Source organism: Hominimerdicola alba (assembly GCF_900109655.1).
GTDB lineage: Bacteria > Bacillota > Clostridia > Oscillospirales > Ruminococcaceae > Hominimerdicola > Hominimerdicola alba_B.
The window spans coordinates 14321-31522 of record NZ_FOAT01000003.1 but is presented as its reverse complement, the minus strand read 5'-3'; the positions used below and the strand labels follow the sequence as shown (position 1 = coordinate 31522).

The 17202-nt window shown below is 45.9% G+C and carries 13 protein-coding genes and 1 other RNA gene; 7 read left to right on the top strand and 7 right to left on the bottom strand.

Annotated elements, in window-relative coordinates:
- Positions 1 to 154: 154 nt before the first annotated feature.
- Positions 155 to 1945, top strand: a complete 1791-nt coding sequence (locus BMY75_RS04275) for a Na/Pi cotransporter family protein (RefSeq protein ID WP_074830248.1) — start codon at positions 155 to 157, stop codon at positions 1943 to 1945.
- Positions 1946 to 2019: 74 nt separating this feature from the next.
- Here BMY75_RS04275 and BMY75_RS04270 read toward each other — a convergent pair whose 3' ends face one another.
- From BMY75_RS04270 to BMY75_RS04255, 4 genes are all read right to left on the bottom strand, one after another.
- Positions 2020 to 2523: a hypothetical protein gene (locus tag BMY75_RS04270; RefSeq protein ID WP_074830247.1), complete on the bottom strand. Its 504-nt coding sequence runs from the start codon at positions 2521 to 2523 to the stop codon at positions 2020 to 2022.
- A gap of 275 nt (positions 2524 to 2798) precedes the next feature.
- Positions 2799 to 3206: a helix-turn-helix domain-containing protein gene (locus tag BMY75_RS04265; protein WP_024857772.1), complete on the bottom strand. Its 408-nt coding sequence runs from the start codon at positions 3204 to 3206 to the stop codon at positions 2799 to 2801.
- A gap of 131 nt (positions 3207 to 3337) precedes the next feature.
- Complete coding sequence (locus BMY75_RS04260) at positions 3338 to 3715, bottom strand: hypothetical protein (protein ID WP_074830245.1); 378 nt, start codon at positions 3713 to 3715, stop codon at positions 3338 to 3340.
- A gap of 42 nt (positions 3716 to 3757) precedes the next feature.
- Positions 3758 to 4201: a hypothetical protein gene (locus tag BMY75_RS04255; protein ID WP_074830242.1), complete on the bottom strand. Its 444-nt coding sequence runs from the start codon at positions 4199 to 4201 to the stop codon at positions 3758 to 3760.
- Positions 4202 to 4588: 387 nt separating this feature from the next.
- Here BMY75_RS04255 and BMY75_RS04250 point away from each other — a divergent pair, with 387 nt between their 5' ends.
- The 4 genes from BMY75_RS04250 (at position 4589) to BMY75_RS04235 (ending at position 10443) form a co-directional block, all read left to right on the top strand.
- A complete protein-coding gene (locus BMY75_RS04250; RefSeq protein WP_074830240.1) occupies positions 4589 to 5911 on the top strand; it encodes a hemolysin family protein in 1323 nt (440 codons plus the stop codon).
- A 32-nt stretch (positions 5912 to 5943) separates the two neighbouring features.
- The gene (locus BMY75_RS04245; protein WP_074830237.1) at positions 5944 to 7263 is read left to right on the top strand and encodes a transglutaminase domain-containing protein; all 1320 of its coding nucleotides are present in this window, start codon (positions 5944 to 5946) and stop codon (positions 7261 to 7263) included.
- Between the two features lie 148 nt (positions 7264 to 7411).
- Positions 7412 to 8569 carry a hypothetical protein gene (locus BMY75_RS04240; RefSeq protein ID WP_074830235.1) on the top strand — a complete coding sequence of 386 codons (1158 nt, stop codon included), beginning with the start codon at positions 7412 to 7414 and terminating at the stop codon, positions 8567 to 8569.
- Positions 8570 to 9270: 701 nt separating this feature from the next.
- Positions 9271 to 10443 carry a hypothetical protein gene (locus BMY75_RS04235; protein ID WP_074830231.1) on the top strand — a complete coding sequence of 391 codons (1173 nt, stop codon included), beginning with the start codon at positions 9271 to 9273 and terminating at the stop codon, positions 10441 to 10443.
- Between the two features lie 156 nt (positions 10444 to 10599).
- Here the strand turns inward: BMY75_RS04235 and ssrA are convergent.
- The 3 genes from ssrA to smpB all read right to left on the bottom strand — a co-directional run bounded on the left by ssrA (position 10600) and on the right by smpB (position 11970).
- Positions 10600 to 10954, bottom strand: a transfer-messenger RNA (tmRNA) gene (ssrA, locus tag BMY75_RS04230).
- A gap of 36 nt (positions 10955 to 10990) precedes the next feature.
- Positions 10991 to 11494, bottom strand: a complete 504-nt coding sequence (locus BMY75_RS04225; protein WP_074830227.1) for a hypothetical protein — start codon at positions 11492 to 11494, stop codon at positions 10991 to 10993.
- Between the two features lie 2 nt (positions 11495 to 11496).
- Complete coding sequence (gene smpB / locus BMY75_RS04220) at positions 11497 to 11970, bottom strand: SsrA-binding protein SmpB (protein WP_074830224.1); 474 nt, start codon at positions 11968 to 11970, stop codon at positions 11497 to 11499.
- 641 nt (positions 11971 to 12611) lie between these two features.
- Here smpB and BMY75_RS04215 point away from each other — a divergent pair.
- Both BMY75_RS04215 and BMY75_RS17880 read left to right on the top strand, forming a co-directional pair.
- On the top strand, positions 12612 to 13049 hold the full coding sequence (locus tag BMY75_RS04215) for a hypothetical protein (protein WP_074830221.1): 438 nt from the start codon (positions 12612 to 12614) through the stop codon (positions 13047 to 13049).
- Between the two features lie 407 nt (positions 13050 to 13456).
- Positions 13457 to 17202 (top strand): MSCRAMM family protein (locus BMY75_RS17880; RefSeq protein WP_431602515.1); only part of this gene is annotated, 3746 nt, incomplete at its 3' end.

Here is a 17202-nt window from a genome sequence, read left to right as displayed (position 1 = left end):
TTCCCTAATAATCAACATTGTTATCCTAAAGCCATTCTGCTGTGTGATTAATTGACAATCAGGCTTTTTTAAGTTATAATTTATGTGTACGAGTATAATAGGTTTTAGAGATGGGCAGCCGGGGGGCTGTCAAGGAAGGTAAAGGAGTAAAAATATGACGATTTTCTTCAACATTCTGGTCGCGATCGGCGGCCTTGCAATGTTCATGTACGGTATGAAGACCCTTAGTTCTGGTCTTGAAAAATCTGCCGGCGGACTTATGGAAAAGATACTTGCAAAAGTATCGGGTAATATCTTCTCGAGTATATTTTTTGGTGCAGTTGTAACTGCTGCGGTGCAGTCTTCAACGGCGACTACAGTAATAGTTATCGGTCTTGTTAATGCGGGACTTCTGAAACTCCGCGGTGCTGTGGGCATAATAATGGGTGCTAACATAGGTACCACCATGACAGCCCACATTCTAAGACTTGCCAGTGTAGGTGAATCAGACAGTTTTCTGATAAACCTTGTAAACCCTGTTAATCTTTCGGCAATGCTGGCGATAGCCGGCATGGGTATAATAATGTTCTCGAAGAAGAACAAGAAAAAGACAGTAGGCGAGATACTGCTGGGCGTTGCGATACTTTTCACTGGTATAACCACCATGAAGAACTCTATCGGACCACTGTTCAAGGATCCCGAGACTGTACAGAAGATCTTCAGTCTGCTGAAGAACCCTGCACTTGGTATACTTGTAGGTATAGTTGTTACCATCTGTACACAGTCCTCTGCGGCTGCGGTAGGTATTCTCCAGATAATCGCAAGCGGATCGGGCGGCGCGGTGCTGTTCGCATCGGCATTCCCCATAATCATGGGTACCAACATCGGTACCTGCGCGACACCTCTGCTGTCGTCCCTGAAATCTTCCAAGAATGCGAAAAGAGCAGCGCTGCTGCACTTCTATTTCAACTTCATCGGTACTATATTGTTCCTGATAGTTATATACGCGGTTCAGTTCAGTGTGGGCTGGTCATTCTGGAACGAGGGCTTCGATGACGGTGATATCGCGAACTTCCACACACTGTTCAACGTTATAGTTACTTCGATATTTATTCCCTTTGCGGGTCTGCTTGAAAAGCTTGCCTGCCTTACCGTTCGCGACAAGCCCGGTGAGGAAGACGTATTCTCAAAGGAAGATCTGCTGGATGAGAGATTCCTTGTTACCCCAAACGTTGCTATCGCACAGACAAAGGAAGCTGTGGTTCAGATGGGTATATATGCCCGCAAGAACTTTGAGGCTGCCTGCATGATGTTCGATAAGTACGACAGCAGGGAGATTGAGAAGATCAACGAGCGCGAAGAGCTTCTGGACAGGCTTGAAGACCGCGTTGGTCAGTACCTTATCAAGCTCAACGACTGTAAGCTGAACGAGGACGAGGGACGTATGGTGACAACACTGTTCCACCTTATCAGCGAGTTTGAACGTATCGGCGACTACTCAGTGAACCTCTGCGAAACAGCAAATGTGCTTTATGAGGAAGAAGCGCACTTCTCTGAAAGAGCCAACAAGGAGCTCATGGTAGTCCATGGCGCTATCGCTGAGATAATCGGTCTTGCGATAGAAGCTACAAAGACTATGGATATGAATATCCTGACAGAGATAGAACCCCTCGAAGAGGTTGTTGACCGTCTGGTTGAAGAACTCAAAGCTGTGCATATCGATCGCTCGAAGAACGGTCAGTGTCCCATCGAGGTCGGTATCCATTTCTTGGACATCCTTACCAACGTGGAGAGGATCTCCGACCACTGCTCAAATATAGCGATATACCTTATCTCTACCAAAAAGCAGTACGAGACCCTCAAAAAGCACGAGTATCTCGACGAACTTCACAAGCACGGTCCCGAGACCTACGAGAAAAAGCTCAGCGAGTACAGCGCAAAGTATTCTCTCAAAGCGCTTGCGTGACCTAATTAAATCTGATATCATCACCACCGGGGCAACTTTTCCACAAGAGAGGTTCCCCCGGTGTTTTTTGTGCGTTATTTCAGGGTGAGGAACTTGCTGCATACGTATCTCCGGAGTTCATCACCGCTGAGGGCTATACCCAGATGGGCGGCGGTATCGCCCCAGCTGGGTACGCGGCAGTCGGGCTTATCGAAATAGCGGTACTGCACCACCATTTTTGCCAGCCCTGCCAGATGGTCACGCCTGTCTTCAAGGCGTCTGCGGCGGAGGGTGAGGTCAGCGAGGTTCAGTGTCTCACTGCGTATCTCGGCACGCAGCAGCGGCAGCTGGGGAGAATCGTTTTTCTCCGCGCGGGCAGCTTTTGCAAGCAGTTCAGTAAGCCGCCTGCGGGTGCAGGCTTCGTTCTTGCAAAGTGTTCTGTACTGTGAGAACTCCTTGGCACGCACGCTTGCAAGACTGCTTCTGGTCTTACCGTTCAGCTTTGTGGGGCCTCCCAGCGGGATAGCTAAAAGTTCGGCTATGTACGAATATATGTCCAGGGAATCGAGGACATCTTTGTTTGATGTGTTTCTTTCCATTTTCTCCTCCTGTGTTCGCGCGTCAGCTGATCTTGCCTGCCGATGGGGCGGTACGGCGGGGCTTGTCAGCGTCTGCGGATATTTTTCCTTTTTATTTGGCTGTGACTATATTATAGCTCAAACAAATGTTCTTGTCAAGAACATTTGTTCCAAAAATATAATTTCGGCATTTTGCACATCACTAACAGGGCATGGTTAGCGATTTTTTGCACGAACACAGAAAAAGCACCTCTGCCAAACAGCAGAAGTGCCATAAAATGCCTATTTACCGTATATTACATATTCAGCAGAGTTTTTATCTCGCTGATAGCGGGAATAATATTATCCACGGTCTTGACCATTTCAAACAGACGTATGCGCTCCTCCTCGTCGATGATGCCGTCGCGGGCGATATCAACAAGTGCGCGGGATATCTGGTCGAGATCGGCAGCGGAATTAGCAAACTCGATAACGATACGGTCAAGGTTCTTCTCGATCTTTACGGGAGAAGTGTCGCGCAGCAGAAAATCAGTGGTAACGCTGAAATAATTGCTGATAGCCACGATCTTTTCAGCGTCGGGCAGGGACTGTCCCAGCTCCCACTTGGAAACCGTCTGTCTGCTGACATCAAGGGCATCGGCAAGGGTCTCCTGCGAGCAGCCGCTGCGATTCCTGAGGTATAACAATTTATCTCCGATGTTCATTTCCAAACTTCCTTTCAGAAAATAATCTTTTGGATAATTATAACACGGATAGAGATATTTTTCAATAGGTTAGTTTTGTATAACTTGACTTTTTTTCACATAAAGTTTCCAAAGCAGGGGAGCACGTTTGTCTACACTTCGGGATAAGGCAATATGCCCAGAGAATAAGATACTTCTTTGGGCAATTCGTCATCGGGCAGATCGTAGGGAAATGGCTCGGCATCTTCCATTGTGTTTTTCAGCAGATCGTCCTTTGTGCCGAATGCTATCACAATAAATGGTTTGTCCCTGAAAAGCACCTCGTCAACGCAATAGTATTCGCCGTTGTATGTGAATACGGGTCTATTTGAAATATGAGATTCTTCAAAGTCGCCCGAACAGCTTGTGGTCTTTTGCCCGCAGGGGAGTTCGATATCAGATATCTCGGCGCCCATGCTGAGCATTATTTTCCCGACCTTGTCTTTGACCGCCTCGAATTCGGCTCTTGTAACATTTTTATACCACCACATCCTGACCTCCTGCACAGAAGTTAAAAGCTTTGAAGTCCGCTGTTAGCGATGCTTTATTAGCATGCGTTTGCCACATACGGGGCAGATCACCATCTGGTTGCCGCTGCCCTGGGGGATATCCAGCTTGTTGCCGCATTCGCAGTAAACGGCTTTTGGGCGGGCTGATTTAAGCTGACTAAGCGGGGTATAGCCTTTGTTGTCTGTTATGTAATCGCTTTTTTTGCCGCCCTTGCCTATCAGCTTGTTGATAAACAGGGTGAACCTGATATTCTCGGCTTCGCGCCTTGCGATATCCTTTGAAAAAACGCGGGACAGATTTATCAGCATTGTCAGCCCTGTAACACTGAGTATACCACTTGTTGAGAGGTGTGGTATACGCCACAGCACGGTGCGTGTCAGCAGTGCGATGAGCAGGCACAGTGCAGTCATTGCAAAAAACAGCATATCAAAGCCGTATCTGTCTTTCATGAACTTCAGTCTTTTCATTATTTTCCTCCTGAATTCGGAAAGTATTTATCACGAAAAGTATATCATATTATATGATAATTGTAAAGGGTGGGAGAGAACTGACCGCCAAGTTGTCTGCCTATGGACACAAATTGATAAAAAATCGGCAATTATTTGTACCGTTTTTTGACATAAAAGAAAAATGTCGGAAAGGAGCGAAATATGCCTTGACAATCAGGACAATGTTTGATATGATATATGTAATATCAAAGTGTGAACTTTTTTGTATACCAAACCAGTTGTATTGATACCGGAGGTCGGCACAGAAAGGACAGCAAAATGTCAGCAGATCCGAGATAGCGGCTTATGCGGCATATTATGTGCGGCGTTCGGTATATGTTTGTTAAGAAAGGAATTTGATGACTGATGGACGTTCCCGAACCGGGGTTTATTGGCGCGGCTGTACCTGTGCTGTGCGGACTTCTGACAGCGTTTTTTTATGCCTGCGAGTGCAGTGCTGCTGAGATATCAGATTCGCGGCTGAAAAAGCTTGCGGAGACCGACAAGCGTGCTGCTTCTGTGATGAAAATGCTGGAGCATACAGGGCGATTCCTGAACGTGAACCTCATCGCCCGAACCGCCCTTGTGGCACTGCAGACCGCCTGCGCTTTTATATGGTTCTTTACACCGATGAAAAAAGCCCTTGCAGATATGTGGGGCGGTTATGATATGGCGGCGGGGATATGCTCCGGGGCGGCTATCATACTGCTCATTACTGTATGGGTGGGTACGGTGTGCATGGGCGTGCCTAAAAAGCTTTGCTCTGCTGGCAAAACAGGTGAAAACTTCCTGCTGAGGACGGCGGGTATCTACCGCGCATGGCTGGCACTTTTCAGACCGATTGAGATAGTCAGCTGCGGTCTGACGACAGTTCTGCTCAGGATATTCGGCGTGAAAAACGTTAATGCCGAGGAAGCTGTCACTGAGGAAGAGATACTCATGATGGTGGACGCCGTCAACGAGACAGGCGCTATCGAGGAAAGTCAGGCGGAGATGATAAGCAATATCTTCGAGTTTGACGATATCGAGATAGGCGAGGTAATGACCCACCGAACCGAGGTTGCCGCCATAGACGAGAGCGCACCTATCCGCGAGGCTGTTGAACTTGCAATAGAGAGCGGATTCTCACGTATACCCGTATACAAGGACAGTATCGATGATATACAGGGCGTTATTTACGCCAAGGACCTGCTCACGCTGGTTTTCCATGAAAGCGCTGAGGACAGGACGGTAAAGGATTTTATGCGCGAAGTGATATTCGTGCCAGAAAGCCAGAAGTGCGGAGAGCTTTTCAAGGAGCTCACCGCTAAAAAGATACAGATGGCAGTTGCTGTTGATGAATACGGCGGAACTGCGGGCGTTGTTACGCTGGAAGATCTTATAGAGACCATCGTTGGCGATATCGTGGACGAATTCGACGACGAGAGCGAGGAGATAACCAAGATCTCCGAGGGCGTTTTCGAGATAGAGGGAAATGCGGGCTATGAGGACGTTATGGAAGCCCTGGGCAAAGAACCCGAAGAGGATTCTCCCTTTGAAACGATAGGCGCCATGGTGATAGAACTGCTGGGGCATATCCCTGATGACGGCGAAAGAGCTTCCGTCAGATGGGAGAACGTAAAGTTTACGGTGATGCAGGCAGAAGACAGAAGGATAGGCAGGATCAGGGCAGAGCTTTGCACCGAGTAAAGGCTCTGCGGAGCTTTTAAGGAGTGGTTTCTTTGGGCAGAAAGATTTGGGCGGCTGTTTCAGGGCTCGCACTGCTTCTTGCGGCAGCGGGCGGGGGTTACTATGCCTATAAGACGCTGGACAGCAGAACAGGAACTGATATTGTCATATCCGGCAAGGACGAAGGCAGAGTCGTTACCCGACGCAGCAAGGTGGAAGTCCCGGGTGCAGGCGGCGAGGTCGTTGTCAAGGAGGAGGTATCCTCTGGAACGGAAGATCTTGCGATAAGCAAAGAAGAAGCGGCTAAGATAGAAATGCCCTTTGCGGCGGATTATTTTGCACAGCGGCTGACCGATGACGAAGCAATAGTCTGCCGACAGATATACAAGGGTATCACTGAACGTGCGGAAACGATATATATAAAGAATGATGTGGTGAGCCCGGATGATATCTGTCAGCTCATCGTTATGGTCGTCACGGGTTCTCCCAAGATAGACTATATAGATACTAACTATTCGGTGCAGGTCGATTCTGACGGCTATGCATCGGCGATATTCATGACCTACACCAGAAGCGCCGAAGATTCCGGGATACGTGATACGCTGACTGAACAGGCGATAGACCGTATCTGTTCGGGCATGGCCTTGGACTGGACTGATTTTCAGAAGTACAAATATATCCACGACGCGCTGGTCAACAACTGCTATTACTATGAGGCGGACAGCGACTGCTATACCGCTTACGGCTGTCTTGTGGGCGGCAATGCGGTGTGCGAGGGCTATTCAAAGGCACTGATGCTTTTATGTGACAGAGCGGGCATACCATGCCTTCCGGTTATCGGGCAGGGCATAAATGAGGATGGTACTGCTCAGGGACATATATGGAACAAGGTCATGCTGGACGGAGAGTGGTATGCTTCGGATATCACCTGGGATGACCCTGTGTTTGAAAGCTCTGAAAATTATCTGAGGTACGATTATTTCTCCGTCACAGATGAGGAAATGGGCAGGAACCATGTGCAGGATGAAAATAAGTATATCATCGAGCCTGCCTGCGCTGCTACGGAATGTGATTATTATCGCTATTACGGCTATTTTGCACAGACTGTCGACGATGCTGAAGACGCTTTCAGAAACGCCGTAAGGGACGCTATGGCTAACGGCGAGGAGTATGCAAGGGTCAAGTGTTCAGACAGGGAGTGCTTCGATGCAACGCTGAACTGGGTCTTCGGTGACGGAACGGGAAACGAAGATCTTTTCGGCATGATAAAGCAGGGAATTTCCGATAATCCCGATTTCGGATACAAGGCATCGGGCTATTCTGTCATAAATAACGCCGTGACCTACAATATATCCATTAGGCTGAAAAAATAACGTATTAAGGCGAGGTTTGTCTATTGTGACAAAATAATAGTGAAAAATCCGTGAACAAGGTTGAAATTTCAAAGCGGATGTGTTATAATAAAATGTAGCTTGATTTTAAGAGCTTTTTGCTTTTTATAAATGAAAGGAATGTTGAGAAATGGGAGCTGTCTCCACAAGCAAGAGATCGAGTGCGGGCAAGAACGTACTGGTGTTCTTTATCGTATTCATGATATTGGAAATGCTGATAATATTCGGTGTCGGCAAAGTATTCAAGAATAAGGACGTAACACCCAGCGTGATGGGTTACAGCCTTTTTATAACTAAGGAAGACCTTATAAAAACCGTCGATAACAGTCCTGTCGTGGCTGTTCCTAAGAATGTGCTGGTAATAGCATCTGACGGCGTTAATGACGCTAAAAGCAAGATCGGTTGTCCGATACTTTGCGAGAATGTTGAAGATGAAGGCACAGGCGTTTACTGGCTGGCAAAAACAGAGTCCGTAGATGGCAAAGACGGCGCTAAGTATCATGTATCCAACGGCGGCAAGACCTATACGATAAAAAATTCCGATGCTATCGGTTTCTGTGCAAGCTATTACGTTACAGCAGGTAAGGTAATAAACTTTGTTACCCAAAAGTTCGGAATGATATGCTGTGCTGTAGTACCCCTTTTCCTGCTGGTACTTATCGAACTCATCATCGCTATCGCAACTCATTCTCCGGAAGAAGATGAGGACGAAGATGAAGACGAAGTAGTAGAAGAGAAGAATGTACAGCTGGATGATTTCCTCTTTGGCGGAAAGGGCGAGGGCGAGCAGATCGCTAAGCGCAGAAAGAAGCCTGTTTTCGAGGAAGATGATGAAGATGATGACGACGACATCGCTCTGGAGAAGCCTGTAAAGGCTCCTCACGCAGGTGATTTCGACTTTGATATTGAAGTAAGAAAAACTACCAAGGCACCTACCAGGATCCCTGATATCCAGGCATTCGGTGAAGAACCTGTACAGCAGCCTGCAGCTAAGCCCGATTTTGATACTCATGCTTTCAGTGTTCCTCAGGCTGATGCTGCACTTCAGCAGGATAACGGCAGCCTGCGTCTGAGAGATGACGAGTACTACGAGAAGGCTTCTCAGCTGGTCGAAGGCGGCGAAGCTCAGGCAAGACCTGCAAGAAGACCCGCAGGTCAGAGACCTCGCAGAAGAAGACCTGTATCCGCTTCCAACGGTGCAAACGGCGCAGACAGCGGAGCATCACTTGAAGATCTGATGAAGCTGATGGAAGAAGAGCAGAGCAAGCTCAAGAGCCGCATGAAGTAATAACGGCGAAGTCGGCAGATCTTAAATATTTAAATACCAAGCCACAGTATTTTTCATTAATTGGAAATATTGTGGCTTTTCTCTTGACTTATTAACTATTTTATGGTATAATATGTATAAGATGAAAATTGATCGTTGATCGAAGAAGTGCGAACCGGTTGACGATAGCGAAATTGATACAGGTAATGTCGGGAAAAACTGTTTCATATATTTGCACTTCAAAAAATCTTATATCACGGCAGCTGATAATACAATAAGTTAAATATTTTGGTGAAATTACTGTATAAATTTATCTTCTATGATATGTGGGCACTGCTGTTTGAAAAATCGTAATAACATATCAAATAGCAATGAATAAAGTCTTAAAAAAGCGCTCACGTATGCTGTCGTGAACGCTTTTTTTGCATAAATACAGGCGAAATTTCCATTATCTGGGCGAATAATGAACTTAACATTTCGTAACGTAAAACAACGTGTGCCCGAATATAATACTAAATCGAGTTATTGTTAAAATCTTTTCTGATTTGTCATATACATATACGTGTGATGAAAAAATACTGTGCAAATTCTGCAAAAAGTTTAATTGACTTGCAATATGAGGTATGATATAATAATCAAAATGATAAAACTGTTATTTTTCACAATAACAAGATTAATAATCTCGAACCAGGCTAAAAAATTTACAATAAAGGAGAGATAAAATGAAAAGGACACTTTCTGTTATCACTGCTGTGATCGCCGCTGCTGCGGCAAGCACTTTTTCGGCTTTTGCAGGAGATATTGAACTTGATACCAAAAAGGCAGTTGAAACTGACAACGGCGTAACTTTTACAGCAGATTCAAAAAACCTTGCAGCCTCTCAGTTTACTGCAGATACCACTGTCACGGTAGCATACAGCGGCGGAGAAAGCGATAAAAGTTCCGTTAAGCTGGTTCTTGACTACTGGGATAAGAGCAATACTTCCGAGTTTGATTTCGGTTCGCCTGCGACTGCTGAAGTAACGGCTTCCGAATTCAAGGATGGCGAAGCTGTGTTCACCTATGCTGATATTACTGCGGCTCTCGGCGATAATGCTCTTTCATCGGTATTTGCCATAGATGTTGAAGCCAATGGAAGCACAGTTACCTGCACAGGATTTACTGCCACCAACGTTCTGTCCGCCAACGAAATGGCAGAGAACGATATCCGCCGTACTATAAGGGTACACGCTAAAAGGCCAACCACAAGCCAGGACTGGGGTCAGAGTATATCTGTGGGCGTTGACCAGTTCGATGTCAGCACTCTGGCTGAGAATTCTTTTGTAATTGCGGTATTTGAATCCGAACTTGAAAAGGACGTTGTTTCAGCACCTGTTGAGTTCATCCTGCAGAGTACTGACGACACTGTTTCACCCAAAGCAAAGAACAACACTGTATGGGGCAAGGTAGCTCCCGTACTTTTCAACAATAAGTATGCCCTTTTTGATTTCGAGAGCATGGCAGACGCTTACGGTACCGATGATTTCTCCTGCGTTTCCACGGTATACGTCGGAGATACTGGCAAATCTCCTATAACCTGCACAGATATTTATGCTCTTGATATCAGGACTATTGCTAAAGATGAGCCCGAGGTAACAGATGATTCCGAAGTGACCTCTGACAGCAACGATACTGTTGAGACCACTAAGCCGGCTGAGACACAGGCACCCGCCGCTGTTACCAACAAGGATAATTCTTCATCGGATGATAAAGATGATGAAGGCAGCAATTTCAAGCTTATAGTTATAGGCATAATTGCAGGCGTAGTAGTAGCTGCTGGTGTGATATTCCTTATCCTCGGCAGAAAGAGCCGCGAGACATACGATGTAAACAAGCACAGATATGTTAAGAAGTAACATATGAATAAAAGACCGTCCCGGCTGGGGACGGTCTTTTTTTGCGTATTTATCAAAATATAAAAATGCCAAAAGCTATGTTTGACCCCGAACCAGACAAACAAATTATCCCCCACCCTGTAGAGGGTGAGGGATTGGCCTGACCGGCCCTAGGTCTGGTGGAGATGAGGAGAGTCGAACTCCTGTCCGAAAGCCCATTCACACGAATTTCTACGAGTCTAGTCGGTTATTGTGGCTTGCGCCGATTCCCTTGCCGCGGGCAAACAGACACGCCCCTCGGTTCAGTAGGCTGCGATACATCTGCAGGTCACAGCCGTCGCCTGCAGACGTTCACCACTAGTCGACGCCTTTACCCGAGCCGTGGTACTCTCAGGCAAGACGGGCTGCCCTTAGGCTGCCATTGCAAAATTATCGTTGTCGTCTAATTTTAAAACGTACGCCGTTTAAGGAGAGTGCGCTCCTCCACTCGCTTATCGTCCTTCAAGACCCCCGTCGAAACCTTTACATCCCCTTTTTTGACTTTGGTCGTTTCGTCACGAACCATTTATTATGACAGTTGTTTGCTTTCATTGATCGGTGCACAGCCATGGCATACCCAGCTGCCGTCGGGCTGTTTTTCGGCTGCCCAATAAGCTTCGTGATACTTGCCTTTATCGGCTTCGCTGACATTACTGCCGTAGCCTGTATACATGGTCGCACCCAGATATATCCATTCGCCGCTGTTTTCGTTCTTCTTCAGCTCATTGAGTTCGTCCGAATAGGAAAGCTTCAGCAAGTACGCGCCGTTATAGGTGTACCACTCATCTTCATAGAGCTTTTTAGTGGCTTCTACCGCGCTCATGATATCCTCATGACTATAAAGTTCCGATCCGGAGACCGAGATCTCAGTTTTCGGCTTTTTCCACGGTGTAGCACCGATATCGTTGTACAATTTCATCATAGCACCATGTGTGAAACAAAGTATAAGCGTAATGATGAAACATATTCCCAGCAGTGAAACTATCGTCACGGGAAAAACGTATTCGATACCGATCTTATTCTTCGATGCCATTATCAGTAATTCTGTCTGTCCTTCAGGGCTCGCTCAATCTCGCGGTCAGCAGCTTTTTTAGCCATATCATCGCGCTTATCGTGGAGCTTTTTACCCTTGCACAGACCCAGTGCCAGCTTCACCCTGCTGCCTTTGAAATACAGCGAAAGCGGTATAAGTGCCAGACCCTCCTGCTGTACCTGTCCGAAGAGTCTCATGATCTCCCTTTTATGCAGTAGCAGTTTGCGGACACGTCTGGGGTCTTTGTTGAATATATTACCCTGCTCATAGGGGCTAATATGCATACCCTTTACCCACATTTCGCCGTCATCCACACTGCACCAGCTGTCCTTGAGGTTAACGCCGCCCTTGCGGATGGACTTTACCTCGGTGCCCACCAGTTCGATACCACACTCGATGGTCTCAAGTATAAAGTAGTCGTGCCGCGCCTTGCGGTTATCGGCTATCTGCTTTGTGCCTTTTTTATCGATCGCCACAGGCGTGACCTCCCTTGTTTTACTGACATAGAATAGTATAGCACATATTATCTGTTTTGTCAAAGGGTTGAATATATATTTTTCTGCGAACGATGTCGGATGCTGTTGAAAGTATATGCAGCTAACGTTTTGATCTGCTGTCAAATACAAATTACACGTTTTGTATGCTTATCGAATTATGTCAAGTGCTGTATGGAAAAGCAAAATGTTAACAGAGTATTATTGTTAACAATTAACTAAAATGAGACTTGTTAAAAATATAACATAAAATATGTCTTTGTTTATAATTGTTAACATATAATCAAACTGACGATCCTTACAATTTGGATGGGCGATGTTCACAATTTTGATGTTTCATAAATTGCAATATATTAAGCTAATTACACATTTCAAACAATTATATCACAAAAAGCAACAGAAAATAGCAACTAATCTGCGAAATTGTAGTTGTATTAAACATAATGCACAAAGAACCTATCGGTGATCAACAGATAAGTTATGGAAAATAAATCTTGAAAACTTTTGTGAAGTGTGCTATAATAAGTTCAAGATTTAAACGGAGTTTTAAATTACTCAATTCGTATTAACAAAACGCACACCGTCAATCAATTATTACAATTTTTACAGAAAGGAAGATCGTTATGGCAGCCATGTTTATTTTCACGATACTGATGAACCTCTTCGCGTGGGCAGCATTCTCTGTGACCGACATAGTATTCGGTGCGTACTCATTCGTTAACATGATCGTATTGGCAGAATGGTTTGTGATGCCGATGGCTGCTTCTGCGATATATCGCGCTGTTATGTCGCGTAAGGGTAACGGCGAGCAGCACGATAAGGCTATGTATATGCTGATGTGGTTCGTGGTAGCTACAGGTGTTTCCGGCTTGATATGCAGGATAAGAGAAATGACCGCGTGGCATGATATCTCAAAATTCAACAGCTTTGATTATCCCGCGTTCGCATCGTTCTTCGTTCTCGGATTCATCGTATATTCGCTGACTTATGATATAATCGGCTTCTTTGTTGACGGACGTTTTGCTTCACACAAAACAGCCGGTGTGTCAGCCCGTCACTGAACGATTTTTTGATTTCAGTGGTATAAATTTCCTGAAGTTTGCCAACACCTATTTCCCGATAAAACGTCCGCAATTTGCGGACGTTTTATTTTTTGTATGGACTGCTTATTTTTTGGGTAAATTATTTGATTTTTTTGGCGCTCAAAATATGAAAACACCTTGACAGCAGTGAGAGATTTGTGTATAATAAATGTATATGCAATGGGTAAAAATAGGATAGATAAGATGTTTTTACTTATTGGGAAAGTTCCGTGTGCTGTTTTTTTGGGAAAGTGCGGTGCATGGATATTGTTCTGTATGCAGGTGTGATGTTCTTGCAGGCGGCTGGTCAGGCTGTTTCGCCGTAAAAGGCGCACATCAGACGTGCAGGCAGAAAGGTCAAATATTATTACGAAAGGAAAAAAGCTATGAAAAAGACATTTGGCAAACGTTTCATCAGCGGCATGACATCTGCTGCACTTGCTGCGTCTTTCGTTTTTGGTGCATTTCCCGGAGTTTCACCTGTGCTTATGACATCTTCAGCAGAAGCTGTTACAGGGTTTGACCGCGACAATACTGACAGCAGTCTGTCGGCGGAAAACACATATGCTAAGGTAAACTTCAAAAGCGCATCAGGTGAGAGCGTAAGTGTCACAACACCGGATAACACCTATTACCTCCTTGTTCATGCAGAAGGTAAGGATGCTGAGTTGCATGGTGCTACTTTCAAGTATTTTGAAGAAGGCGAGTCAAAAGATGCCTATGATCTCATCGAGATCAATGCCAACAGTACAGAATGGACTTCACCCGCTTTTTCGCTTTGGGAAAAACGAACCGGCAAAGCAGAGCTGTGGGGCTCAACACAGGAGAGAGAGATCGTTCCTGATGTTGTCACAATGGAAGGCGTATTCCTGAAAAACTCAGACACAAGTAAGGATCTTACTCTTGATGACGCTATAGGCAAAAAGAACTGCACTGTTGTTGACAATATCGAGGGTATGGAGCTTACCGATGCAGGTTACAGCGGATACAGCACCTACGGAGGAACATTCTCCTTTGATGCTGTGGCAGGAAAGGCTTCACCTGCAAAGTACAGCGTTGACCTCAGTTTTGACGCCCCCACAACAATCACTGCAGATGACAATATCTATCTGTTCGTTGAATCTGATACTTCAGATACCGATTACAAGTATATTCTTGAAAAACTCACCGTTGACGGCGAGAAGAACAAAACTATCGATATAACCAACTGGTATGACAGCAACGGTAAGTCTTCCGAGGGCAGTGTATACTATAACGGCGCTGCTACCAAGGTAACATTGCTGAAATCTTCTGTCAGCGACCTTTCAGTAAACAATGCTGTTAACCGCAGCAACTGCGGTGAGATCGCAAACGGCGGATTCTTCAAGGGCAGCACTGTCAAGTACGGCAAACAGACCTCTGCTGTAGCCGATATACCCGAATATACCGAGCATATCAGCTTTAACAAGGTTTCATCAGTAAATGGTTATGATTTCCGCTCTATCCTGGGCAATGGCCTGTACTACGGTATGGTCATCGACAGATTTGAGCAGGGCAACCATACAGAGTCCAACTACGCTGTTAATTACTACGAGGGCAACAATGTTGCGAACACCCCCGATATCAGCGGCAAGTTTGGCGGACATTTCTATTTTGCCGAATTCGTTCATTTCAATGATGAGATAGACAATTATGCTGAACCCTCCGATTACGTGAATTTCGATTCCAAGGACTTCGATATTGATCCTGATGGCAAGTTCTTTATCGATAACACCGACGCTTGCTGCGAGGAAGGTGCTGTTCTCCACTTCGACAGTGAGTCACGTATGAAAGAGACCATGAACAGAGACGGTATCGCCAGAGAGTACGAGGATAAGAGTACTATCAAGGGCGTTATCGATCCTATCATTGCAAATATGCAGGCTGTTTCAAACGAGCTGGCAGCTCTGCCCGTAAATGCTGCACCTACTATCGTGGGCGGTAATGCTTATATCAGTGGTGAGGGCTATGATGACGACGCTGTACTCGTTATTGACGGCGACGATATCGCTCCTTACATCGCAGAGAGCGGTAAGGTACATATCGAGCTCAAGGGCACCCAGAAGGTGATATTCAACTTTGATGAAGTTACCGAAGCACGTATTGACGAGTTCAATTTCAGACGCATAGGTGAGGCTGATTATCAGCTGTCCACCACTCCTTCCAACGAGAATACTCTTGCAGGCGGTAAGAACTACTGGCTCGACCAGAATGTTACAAGATATGTCGTATGGAACCTGAAGTCTGTAAAGGCTCTGGATATCAACAAGTCAACAGGTATATTCCTGATACCCGATGAAGATTCCGTTACCCGCATAAAGGGTACAAGTTCGGGCTGGCTGGAATCCGCAGGCTATGTCAACAACCCCAACGGTGAGTGGCACTTCCTGTACACCGACCTGCCCAGAAATACTACCGTCGTTTCTGTTGATAAGAAGGATATCACAGGAAAAGAAGAGGTAGAGGGCGCTCAGCTGAAGATCTCCACTATTGACGGCGAAGAGCTGTTCTCATGGGAATCCGACGGTGAGACACATGAATTCAGACTTGCACCCGGCGACTATGTCCTCGAGGAAACAGGCGATGAATTCGACTATAAGGGCACTACTTACAAGGTAATACCCTCTCGTGTTACATTTACAGTTGAGGCTGATGCAGACAGCACTTCTTACGGCTGCACCATTAAAAATGTAAGAGGTGTTGAGAGAAACATCAACAAGGATTCCGATGAAGGCTACTGCCTCTACAATAACAATGATCAGCTGTTCACAATATGCGATGCTGAGAAGATCAGCACTTCTGAGGTAACTCTGAAGAAGACTGATATTTCAGGCGAGACCGAAGTTCTCAATGCTAAACTCTCAGTATTCGATGAGGATGGCAATCTGGTAGATGAATGGGTATCCAACGGCAAAGAGCACGTTATCGAAGGTCTTGTAAACGGCACTTACTCTCTTACTGAGGAAGCTGCTGACGGCAAGAAGATCACTGACGATTACGGCAACGAATATGATGTTGTAAAGTCTAAGATCACTTTCACAGTTAAGGACGGCAAGCTGACAGCAGTCAAGGAAAACCGCGCAGATGCTGTGACTGCTCCCAAGACAGGCGCTACCGAGAGCTATGTTATCGCAGACAAGGGCACTAACACCATTACAGTATGCGATGCTATCAAGGACGCTGAGATCAAGAGAGACCTGACCATCAACAAGACCGATATCACAGGTGAGAATGAGGTCAAGGGCGCTAAGCTGGAGCTGACAGTCAAGGGCCTCACCAATGCGCAGATCAGCGCTATAAACAACGCTAACGCAAATAATACTACACTTAACGAATGGAATACAGCCAAGAATGGCAAATATTTCGTAATGAGCTGGGTATCCGGTGAAGAGGCAGCACAGATCAACGGTCTTGTTCCCGGTACTTATACACTCACCGAAACAGGCAGCGCTTTTGTATATGAGGGCGTTACCTATGAGGTAATGGATTCCGAGGTAATATTCTCCATCGATGAAAGCGGAAACATCACCTATGAGTCTGTTCCTGCTCCAAGCAATGAGAGAGCACCCGAGAATTCAAGCAGAGGCTATGCTAAGGCAAGCGGAAGCACTATCACTATCTGTGACGCTTCAAGAAGCGATATCACAGTATCCAAGAAGGATATCACCAATTCCGAAGAAGTCAAGGGCGCTCACCTTGTTATCAGGGATCGCGCAGGCAAAGTGATCGATGAATGGGATTCCAACGGCAAGGATCATATAGTTAAGGGTCTGGCAAACGGCACATACACCCTGACCGAAACTGCAGTAGATTCTGCAAAGGCAGGCGCTGAGTACGAGATCATTCCTTCCGATGTAACATTCACTGTAATGAACGGAAAGATCACAGATGTAACCAGCAGAATTCTGGCAGATTCTTCTGACAACAACTTTGATGAGGGTTACGTTCTCTGTGATGAGGACAGCAACACCATCACCGTATGCGATGCTAAGAAGAAGACCACCAAGGTAACTATCAACAAGTTCGATATCACAGGTTCTGAAGAACTTGAAGGTGCAATCCTGACCATCAAGGATTCCAACGGCAAGACCGTAACAGGTACTCCTTGGACTTC

Bases quoted from the DNA above. Each gene is read 5' to 3' on its own strand.
- BMY75_RS04225 (WP_074830227.1), bottom strand. From the start codon at position 11,494: ATGGCATCGAAGAATAAGATCGGTATCGAATACGTTTTTCCCGTGACG.
- BMY75_RS04250 (WP_074830240.1), top strand. From the start codon at position 4,589: ATGGACGTTCCCGAACCGGGGTTTATTGGCGCGGCTGTACCTGTGCTG.
- BMY75_RS04240 (WP_074830235.1), top strand. From the start codon at position 7,412: ATGGGAGCTGTCTCCACAAGCAAGAGATCGAGTGCGGGCAAGAACGTA.
- BMY75_RS04235 (WP_074830231.1), top strand. From the start codon at position 9,271: ATGAAAAGGACACTTTCTGTTATCACTGCTGTGATCGCCGCTGCTGCG.
- BMY75_RS04255 (WP_074830242.1), bottom strand. From the start codon at position 4,201: ATGAAAAGACTGAAGTTCATGAAAGACAGATACGGCTTTGATATGCTG.
- BMY75_RS04265 (WP_024857772.1), bottom strand. From the start codon at position 3,206: ATGAACATCGGAGATAAATTGTTATACCTCAGGAATCGCAGCGGCTGC.
- BMY75_RS04270 (WP_074830247.1), bottom strand. From the start codon at position 2,523: ATGGAAAGAAACACATCAAACAAAGATGTCCTCGATTCCCTGGACATA.
- BMY75_RS04215 (WP_074830221.1), top strand. From the start codon at position 12,612: ATGGCAGCCATGTTTATTTTCACGATACTGATGAACCTCTTCGCGTGG.
- BMY75_RS04275 (WP_074830248.1), top strand. From the start codon at position 155: ATGACGATTTTCTTCAACATTCTGGTCGCGATCGGCGGCCTTGCAATG.
- BMY75_RS04260 (WP_074830245.1), bottom strand. From the start codon at position 3,715: ATGTGGTGGTATAAAAATGTTACAAGAGCCGAATTCGAGGCGGTCAAA.